General features: G+C 42.1%; 9 protein-coding genes. 8 read left to right on the top strand and 1 reads right to left on the bottom strand.

Going from position 1 to position 7,263, the window contains the following annotated elements; genetic code table 11:
• The first annotated feature begins 445 nt into the window (after positions 1–445).
• The 4 genes from H6A12_RS12750 to H6A12_RS12735 are packed head-to-tail and all read left to right on the top strand — an operon-like array spanning position 446 to position 4,076.
• The gene (locus tag H6A12_RS12750; protein ID WP_087378623.1) at positions 446–1,123 is read left to right on the top strand and encodes a LiaF transmembrane domain-containing protein; all 678 of its coding nucleotides are present in this window, start codon (positions 446–448) and stop codon (positions 1,121–1,123) included.
• Complete coding sequence (locus H6A12_RS12745; RefSeq protein WP_087378624.1) at positions 1,120–1,935, top strand: DUF4097 family beta strand repeat-containing protein; 816 nt, start codon at positions 1,120–1,122, stop codon at positions 1,933–1,935. Before H6A12_RS12750 ends, H6A12_RS12745 begins: the two co-directional genes overlap by 4 nt.
• Complete coding sequence (locus H6A12_RS12740) at positions 1,932–2,831, top strand: ABC transporter ATP-binding protein (RefSeq protein ID WP_087378626.1); 900 nt, start codon at positions 1,932–1,934, stop codon at positions 2,829–2,831. Before H6A12_RS12745 ends, H6A12_RS12740 begins: the two co-directional genes overlap by 4 nt.
• 3 nt (positions 2,832–2,834) lie before the next feature.
• Positions 2,835–4,076 carry an ABC transporter permease gene (locus H6A12_RS12735; RefSeq protein WP_087378628.1) on the top strand — a complete coding sequence of 414 codons (1,242 nt, stop codon included), beginning with the start codon at positions 2,835–2,837 and terminating at the stop codon, positions 4,074–4,076.
• A gap of 39 nt (positions 4,077–4,115) precedes the next feature.
• Here the strand turns inward: H6A12_RS12735 and H6A12_RS12730 are convergent, their stop codons facing one another.
• Entirely contained in the window at positions 4,116–4,871 is a 756-nt protein-coding gene (locus tag H6A12_RS12730; RefSeq protein WP_204448395.1) for a nitroreductase family protein, read from the bottom strand.
• Between the two features lie 169 nt (positions 4,872–5,040).
• Between H6A12_RS12730 and H6A12_RS12725 the strand changes: the two genes are divergently transcribed.
• The 4 genes from H6A12_RS12725 to H6A12_RS12710 all read left to right on the top strand — a co-directional run bounded on the left by H6A12_RS12725 (position 5,041) and on the right by H6A12_RS12710 (position 7,071).
• Positions 5,041–5,598: a hypothetical protein gene (locus H6A12_RS12725; protein WP_087378632.1), complete on the top strand. Its 558-nt coding sequence runs from the start codon at positions 5,041–5,043 to the stop codon at positions 5,596–5,598.
• A 10-nt stretch (positions 5,599–5,608) separates the two neighbouring features.
• Positions 5,609–5,821 (top strand): helix-turn-helix domain-containing protein, encoded by a 213-nt coding sequence (locus H6A12_RS12720; protein ID WP_087378634.1) that lies wholly within the window; start codon positions 5,609–5,611, stop codon positions 5,819–5,821.
• Between the two features lie 108 nt (positions 5,822–5,929).
• Complete coding sequence (locus H6A12_RS12715) at positions 5,930–6,214, top strand: DUF6809 family protein (protein ID WP_087378636.1); 285 nt, start codon at positions 5,930–5,932, stop codon at positions 6,212–6,214.
• Positions 6,211–7,071 (top strand): hypothetical protein, encoded by an 861-nt coding sequence (locus H6A12_RS12710; protein ID WP_087378638.1) that lies wholly within the window; start codon positions 6,211–6,213, stop codon positions 7,069–7,071. Before H6A12_RS12715 ends, H6A12_RS12710 begins: the two co-directional genes overlap by 4 nt.
• Positions 7,072–7,263: the final 192 nt, after the last annotated feature.

Below are 7,263 nucleotides of genomic sequence, written 5' to 3'. Positions count from 1 at the left end.
AGCTGGTCGCGGTTTTCTCTTCCTTTTACTATCATTTTCATCACCCCTTCTATTATACCTTATTTATGCAAAAAAGCCCAGCTTATACTGGACTTTTTCGACAGACTGATACAGCATAGTTAAGATAGCTATGCTGTATTTTTTATGCTTAAAACAACAAATTTCGCAACTTTTTCAAAACCACTTTATTTTTATTTCCGATTGTGTTATAATATAATTTGCCAAACAAATCTAATAATAACAAAGGATGACCTTAACTGAGGGGATATTATACCCTTTTGCCTTTGTCATTCAAAATGAATTCGGTAAAAACGCAATTCCACTTGAATGACAATAAGGTTTGTCCTTTTGTGTTTAAGATTTGTTTGGCGACAATCGGGGTTGCGTTTTTCGGTGCGTGGCTTCGGTCACGCACTTTTTTATTAATAGGAAAAGAGGAAAAACAATGAAAAAAGTTAGCAGTATTTTGTGGGGAATTGTATTGATTGCCGCAGGCGTGGTTTTGGCTCTGAATGTATTTAACATTATGGATATTAATATCTTCTTTGACGGTTGGTGGACACTGTTTATTATCGTGCCGTGTGCCATTGGATTATTTACAGAGCGCGAAAAGACAGGCAACATTATTGGTATAGCAGTTGGTGTATTCCTGTTATTGTGCTGTCAAGATATTTTGAGTTTCTCGATGTTGTGGAAACTTCTTGTTCCGGCCATTATTGTAATTATCGGCTTGAAGATGGTTTTTACCGGACTTTTTGGCAACAAAGCAAATGAAATCATTGCTAAAATCAAGCAAAACGGCGGCGAAACAAAGGTTGGCTGTGCCACATTCTCCGGTTGTGATCTGAATTATGACGGCGAAGTATTTGAGGGCGCAGAGCTTACCGCAACCTTTGGCGGTGTGAAGTGCGATCTCCGTAACGCTATTATTGAAAAGGATTGTGCCATTCAGGTGTCGGCTATCTTTGGCGGTATTGATATTTTTGTTCCCGACAACATCAATGTAAAGGTAAGCTCCAACTGTATCTTTGGTGGCATCTCTAACAAGACTTCCGTACACAAGGATGCTCCCACTATCTACATAAGCGGCACTTGTATGTTTGGAGGCGTTGAAATTAAATGACCAATTTTCAAAAAACAGTAAAATACATAGCGATGGCGTTTGCCATCTTTCTCACAGTCAGTATTATCGGAGGAATTTTAAGTATGTTTGGTTTGTTCGGAGGATTTTTCGGCGGCGATGCTGTGACCGAAGATATAAAAACTTATTCAGTATCATCAGAGATACAAAGCCTTGAAGTAAAGATCAATGCCGCTGATTTTACCATTAAGCAAGGTGAGAGTTTTTCTGTTGAAAGCAATCTAAAACATCTTACGGTTGAAGATAAGAATGGTGTTCTTACGATCGAGGAAACAAGGAAGTTTGCTCACACCTATACAGGTGCTATATTGACTCTTTACATTCCTGCAGACGCGGTGTTTGAAAGAGCAAATATTATAACAGGTGCAGGAAGACTGACTGTAGATAGCTTGTCTGCCGCTACAATTAACTTTGAACTTGGTGCCGGTGAAGTTACCATTGATACTCTTGTTGCCGCCTCAGATATTGACATTGACGGTGGTGCAGGAAAAATCACAATATCAGGCGGTGCACTTCATAACCTTGATTTAGATATGGGTGTAGGTCAGTTGAATCTGACTTCTGCTCTTACAGGTGAAAGTGATTTCGATTTAGGTGTTGGAGAGTCCAACATAACCATAATTGGTAATAAGGATGATTATAAACTTGATATAGAAAAAGGTCTTGGTAATATCACAGTAGATGGCACAAGCGTTTCTAATATCAAGGGACAAGGTAACGGTAATAACAGCATCGAGATTAGTGGCGGTATCGGTGCCATTAACTTGGAATTTAAGGAGTCTGAAGCAAAATGATTTTAGAACTTAAAAATATAGAAAAATCCTTTGGTGAGAAGAAAGTCCTCACCGGAGTTTCATTCAAAGCTGAGGGTGGCAAAGCCTTCGGACTGCTTGGCAGAAACGGTGCCGGCAAGACCACATCTATACGTATTCTGATGGATGTGTTCCCTGCAAACAGCGGTGAAGTGCTGATCGATGGTCAACCTATTAATTACAACAAAATTGGCATCGGCTATCTTCCCGAAGAAAGAGGCTTGTATCCGAAGAAGATTATCATTGATCAGCTTACCTATTTTGCAGAGCTGAAAGGAATGAGCCATAAGGCAGCTGTGCAATCAATCGACTATTGGCTTGGTCGGCTCGGTATGACCGAGTACCGCAACAAGCGACTTGATACACTTTCCAAGGGTAATCAGCAGAAGATTCAGTTGATTACTGCTCTCGCTCACGATCCCGATATTGTTATTCTGGACGAGCCTTTTTCAGGTCTTGACCCTGTAAATGCAATGCTCTTAAAGGACGTGGTTAAAGAACAGATTGCAAAAGGTAAAATCGTTCTGTTCTCCAGCCATCAGATGAGCTACATAGAAGAATTCTGCGACAGCATTGCTATCCTCAATAACGGTGTTGTTGCTCTTCACGGTGATTTGCACGACATTAAGCGTGACTATCCCCGTGACCGCTTAGTTGTCCGCACAGAAACACCCGATGCAATCAAAGCTGACTTTGGATCTTCCTGTACGGTCATGGAAAACGGCGACTTGATGATTCGCTTAGGCTCACCCTCCGAAAAGAAAACTACTATGACTCGCCTTGTAGAAAATTACGATATCGACGAAGTAAAGGTCTTTGAACCTTCCCTTAACGATATTTTCGTAGAATATGCAGGCGACGTAGCACAGGAGGACTAAGCAATGAAACAGTTTGGAAAAATACTTAAATTTGAACTTAAAAATTATGCAAAGAATAAGGCGTTTGTCGGTGTAACCATCTTTTTGATGGTGGTTATCGCTATTGTTATGTTCTTCCCTCGGATTACAGCCTTGTTCGAATCAGACGATACTTCTAATACCACCGCAGACCTTTCCGTTATGCTCGTAAAGGCAGATGATCCTACGCAGGCGGATATGGTGAAAGAAACATTTGCCGCATCCTTTACTGACTATGATGTGCAGATTACAGATGAGGAAATCAGCGTAATCAAGAACAAAATTACTTCCGGTGATGTGGAGTGTGCTTTTGTGATGAACGGAGCAACCTCATTTACATATTACGTTAATAATCTTTCGATGTACGATATGAACCCCGATATTGCGACCAGTGTGTTGCAACAGATCTATCAAATGAATGCTATGATAGGCGGCGGTATGTCTCAAGAAGATGCCGCAGGTGTTATGAGTATTCAGATTGATGCCGAGGTAGAAAGCCTTGGCAAAGATCAGATGCAAAACTTCTTCTACACCTACATTATGATTTTTGCGCTGTATATGGTTATCCTGCTTTACGGTCAGATGGTAGCAATGAGTGTTGCAACCGAAAAAAGCTCTCGTGCCATGGAATTGCTTATTACCAGTGCCAAACCCATCAACATGATGTTTGGTAAAGTTTTAGCGGCTTGTATGGCAGGTCTTGTTCAGCTTGTTGCCATCTTTGGCTCGGCGCTCGTGTTCTACAATGTGAATAAGTCCTATTGGGGAGATAACGGAATCATTGATTCCATCTTTAATATTCCGCCCGAGCTGTTTGTCTATATGCTTGTGTTCTTCCTACTTGGCTTCTTGATTTATGCGTTCCTCTATGGTGCAATTTCCTCTACCGTTTCAAAACTGGAGGATATCAATACTGCTGTTCAGCCGGTAACATTCTTGTTCATTATTGGTTTTATGGTGGTTATGTTCTCAATGAGCAGCGGAAGTGTGGACAATATACTGATGCAGATTTGCTCTTACATTCCGTTCACCTCACCGATGGCAATGTTCACAAGAATTGCTATGAGCACTGTGCCTTGGTATGAGATTGCGATTTCCATCGGCATTTTGGTTGCGTCTACCTTTGGAATCGGAATTCTCTCCGCAAAGATCTACCGTGTAGGTGTTCTTATGTACGGAACATCTCCCAAGATCGGCAATATTATTAAAGCCGTTTGGAAGGCATAATATAGTCAAAGGCGTCGCTTTGCAGCGGCGCCTTTATCGTTATTGTAATAATGTGTATTTAGCGGTTAGCACTTCTTCGCAATCATCCTTGGCGTTATCGGTAAACAGCTCACGCTCAAAGGAAATATCGTTTTTCATCAGGCAGAGGTCGAGGAAACAAAGAAAGATACCAATGTCAATGCGGTTATAGTGTGCCACCTTGTCGGCGGGCATAATACCTCGCTTACCCGACTTTTTATAACGGTAAACCGTCAAAGATTTTTCTTCTGCAGTTACTTTCCACGGCTGTGTGTTGCAGGCACTTGGCGTAAAGCGAACAATTTTACCTATTTCACGATGATGCTCACCGTTCCATATCTCATCAATCGGTTTGCGTTTACTTTTAAACATATCTTTGCGGAACTTATCGTCTGCGACCTTTGCAATGGCAATCATTATGACAAAATCAAGACCGTTATAGGTTGGCTCATCAGGTTTACCGATACCGAACCACAATGCACCAATTCCAAGAGAAGCAAGATATAGGTCAAGCTGTTCACCGATATAACCGATATTTTGCAGATAATTATCCTTTTTCTCGCTATATAATAAGATGCAATATTCTTGCCCACGCTTGCAGGTGGTTTGATCGGCAGGTACAATACGGATAGCGGTCTGTATGCTGTTTATCAACGGCGTAAGATTGTTGTATTTTTCTTCGATGCTTTGTAGTTCATCAGGGTTTATATTGCCAATATCACGAAATATATGAAAGGATTTTCTTTTGAAAATCATAGAGTAAAGTTCTTTTTCCATACTGCATTCGCCTCCTAAAAACAAATATATTTTATCAAATCAAATTTTAAATGTCAACAAAAGTTAATGTAAAATATATATAATTTAATGTATACCATTAAAAACATATTGACAAACATTAAGGGCTGTGTTATACTTATGCCAACAAATCACTTTGGAGGTATGAGTAATGAAAGGTCTTAATAAACTCGGAAAGGTTATTACAAAGATTTTAGAGGTATTCCATTGGGTTGGTGCAGCTTTAATGACGGCGGCCACTGTTTGTTCTGCCGTAGCACCCGATTGGGTAAAATATTTTGTCGGCTTCGATGCAAAGGAATGCTGCGGTGTGAACCTGGATGTATATGGATTTGAGGTTAATCTCCCAGTTGCTAATGGTAATGTCGATATGACTGCATTTCTTATTTTTGGTATTGGCGCAGTTATCATTCTTGTTGTGATGGCTATGGTGTTCCGTAATCTGTATCTTATCTTCAAGAACTCTGAAAACACCACTCCATTCCAAAAGGATAATATTCGTATGATGCGTGAGATTGGTATTTTCTCTATTGCAGTCCCTGTAATCGGACTTTTTATGAGTTTTATTGTCCGTTTGATCATCGGTGTGGATGCCGTGGAAAACAGCATGGATATGAATGGCGTTTTTATGGGAATTGTCGTCCTCTGTCTGACACAGTTCTTTGTTCACGGTGCTGAGCTTGAAAAAGATGTAGACGGTCTGCTGTAAGGAGGGCGCTATGGGAAAAATAGTACTCCGCTTGGATAGAATGATGGTAGATAGAAAAATGTCCTTAAACGAGCTTGCAGAGCGTGTGGGGATTTCTAACGTCAACTTATCCAAAATCAAAAACAACAAAGTAACGGCTATCCGCTTTTCCACCCTTGCGGCAATTTGCGAGGTGCTTGATTGCGAAGCCGGAGATATTTTAGAATTTCAAAAAGAAGATTGATATGAAAGCGTCGCTTCGGCGGCGCTTTTTGCATTTTATATCGAAAACGCTGGACTTGTGAAAAGTGTTGTGGTATGTATTTGTGTTGCAAAAGGAGGTGCAACGCACATGACAACACTTGAAGATTTATACTACGGAAACATCAGTCCGCACGAAAGGTATATCAAGCGAGGGACGAGAGTCGATAAGCTCGTCAAACTGATATGCAAAAATGAGGAAGAACTGAATGCAGGGCTTACAGAAAAGCAAAAAGAAACCTTTGAAAAGTTCAAGGACTGCACAAGCGAACTGTCCTGCATCACCGAGCGTGAGGCATTCAGTTCGGGATTTATCCTCGCAACACGTATTATGGTGGAAGTGATGCAAGGCTTGGAGGAGGTCGAGGATATATGAAGAAAATCATAATCCTTCTTCTCTGCTGTGGGGTGCTCATCGGCATGGTGGGATGCGGTGGCAACACCGCACCGCCGCCTACCGAGAGTCCGCCGACAACGGTATCAGAAACGATAATAACAGAAACACCAACCGAAACAACACCGCCTGCGACGGCGGTAGAGCCGACAGAGAAAGAAAACGAGCCTACCCCGACTGAGAGCAAGGATCAGCCAACCGAGCCGACTGTGACCGCCACAGAGCCGACAACAACGGCAAAGCCAACGGAAGAACCCAAACCTACGGTTATAACAAAACCGACCGAGTCTTCGGTGGCGAAAACTCCGACGGAAAACGAATGCATCACTATATTGGAAACGGACGATCCGCCTACGGAAGAAATTATAATCCCACCCAAACCGAGCGCGGATACAGTGGCACAGAAGGTCGCAGAATACATAAATCAGTTCCGCACTGAGCAGGGTGATGTCACCGCAACGGTCATCCCCGGACTAACCGAATATTGCAAATACCGATGCACTCAGCTTAAAACAAATTTTGCTCATGATACTGCCGACCAACGAGCAACCGCCGAAGCTCTACAGTACGGCGAATATGTTGACTGGTCACTATACGGTATCGAAGGCGAAGAAAATTATTATACCGCCAATGTGCGCGAAGCCATCGGAAAAGGCAATTGGGGCGGCATGGCTGATGAGATAGCCTACTCCATAGCAAACGGATTCAGAAACAGCAAGGGGCACTGGTCATATGTCGGCAGCTCCAAATATAACTACATGGCGGTCGGCGTGATGTATGACGGATATTACTGGTATGTCTGCGTATGCATGGACTCTGAAAATACAGACTTAAAATAAGCATATAAATACCCACTGGATGCGGCGGTTCTATGCGAAACCTTGCCACAACATCCGGTGGGTAATTTTTTTATTTGCCTTTGTAGCCGTTTGTTTTATTCGAAATGGCCTACGGCTCGATGAAACTATTTCTGTTCGATTTTACGGGGTTTTTATTCGTGACATCGTTCTGCCTCGCGCATTACAGTGCGG

Origin of the sequence: Merdimmobilis hominis (genome assembly GCF_016901855.1) — a bacterium.
Lineage (GTDB): Bacteria > Bacillota > Clostridia > Oscillospirales > Ruminococcaceae > Paludihabitans.
Note: the sequence above shows the minus strand (reverse complement) of the source record. Positions and strands in the feature narration are given on the sequence as shown.